Here is a 1,084-nt window from a genome sequence, read left to right on the forward strand (position 1 = left end):
CGGACGATCAGCCGCAGATCGCCTGGCCAGCCCTCACGTCCGGGCAGGCCGGTGATCTCGGCGACGTGCCCGTAGTCCATCTCTTCGCCGTCGAGGCCGGCGACGGTAGCGGGCTCGCCGTTCTGGCGCAGGTAGGCGGTCCACGACTGCTCGGGCAGTGCGGCGATCGCAGCTTCCTCGACGGGCGTGATGGTCCAGCCGATCGTGAACGCGACCCGCCGCCGGGAGTGGTTCGCGGTCAGGATTCGTTCGATCGTCTCGTGGGACGCGCCCGCGCCGTCGATCCGGATCAGGATCTTGGAGTGCACGCCCGGGTCGGGGATCTGGTCGAACACCTCGCCCAGCACGATCCGGTGGTCGGCGGCAGTGTTGCTGCCCGCGTTCCCGGGCCGGGGCAGGATCGTGAGGGTCTCACCGGTGTTCGCCACCCAGCCGCCCAGCGGATGGTGTCCCCATCCGCCCTTGTAGGTCCCGGCCGCCTGCTCCTTGACGGAGTGGCACTCGACCAGGGTTGCGTCCAGGTCCACCACGATCCACCCGGGCAGCGTCTTGCCGCCGATCGTCAGCCACGGGAACCCGACCGGCCGACCGGCGATCAGCTGCCACGCCTTCTTCCTCGTGCGTCGCAGCGCGGTCCTCAGCCGAGCCAGGCGGCGGTCGTCGACCGACGCGAGGGTGCGCCACAGCGTGGTGTCGCTGCCGCAGGCTCCGAGGGTCCCGTCGTGACCGGCGAGCAGCCGCTCGATCTGCGACAGGTTCCGCGCTCCGACCGCGATCGCAGCGGCTGCTGATGCCAGCACGGTCCCGCGGCAGATCCGCTCCACGCGGCCCGGACCGAACGCCACCGCGATCTGCTCGGTCAGCCCCACGACATCCGCTGTCTTACGCAGCAGCACCAGCCCCGCGTCCTTGACCAGCCCCTTACCGTCCGCCGTGACTTCGAAACGCGCGTCCCACGCAGTAGTGTTGCCCACCAGAAAGGTGCTCCGATCCTCCAGCCCGACAGTGTCTCGACAACACCAATCGTGCCAGGTCAGAGCACCTTTCCCATGCCTTGAGTCACCTCACCCACGAAGAATCGAGG

The 1,084-nt window shown here is 69.2% G+C and carries 1 protein-coding gene; it reads right to left on the bottom strand.

Annotated features, from left to right (window positions below; translation table 11 throughout):
- Positions 1 to 974 (bottom strand): transposase (locus HGK34_RS22250; protein ID WP_201851618.1); only part of this gene is annotated, 974 nt, incomplete at its 3' end.
- Positions 975 to 1,084 lie beyond the last annotated feature (110 nt).

It is taken from the genome of Myceligenerans indicum, assembly GCF_016742955.1.
In the GTDB taxonomy this organism is placed as follows: domain Bacteria; phylum Actinomycetota; class Actinomycetes; order Actinomycetales; family Cellulomonadaceae; genus Myceligenerans; species Myceligenerans indicum.